This window comes from Vibrio sp. 10N.261.45.E2 (assembly GCF_002875705.1).
Classification (GTDB): domain Bacteria; phylum Pseudomonadota; class Gammaproteobacteria; order Enterobacterales; family Vibrionaceae; genus Vibrio.
The window spans coordinates 1-271 of record NZ_MCZZ01000076.1; the positions used below are offsets into that span (position 1 = coordinate 1).

The 271-nt window shown below is 48.3% G+C and carries 1 protein-coding gene; it reads left to right on the forward strand.

Going from position 1 to position 271, the window contains the following annotated elements; all coding sequences use genetic code 11:
• The coding region (locus BCT34_RS04110; protein ID WP_133148374.1) for a relaxase domain-containing protein at positions 1-271 on the forward strand (271 nt) is incomplete at both ends.

Genomic DNA, 271 nt, shown 5'->3' on the forward strand with positions numbered 1-271 from the left:
TTACTTGACCACTACAGGCAGCCCGTCACGCACACAGAGTTAACACGCGTGCTTGAGGGCAACCTGAATGGCGAAGTCGTTCACCGTAAACAGTCAGAGCACAAACCAGGAATGGACTTAACTTTTTCCGCCCCAAAATCGGTCAGTATACTGGCCTTAGTGGGAGGAGATGCTCGCCTAATCGAAGCCCACAATAAAGCCGTAACACTGACGTTAGAGCAGATAGAAAAAGATACGGCTCAAACAAAATCGGGTTCTGTCGCAAACTTTT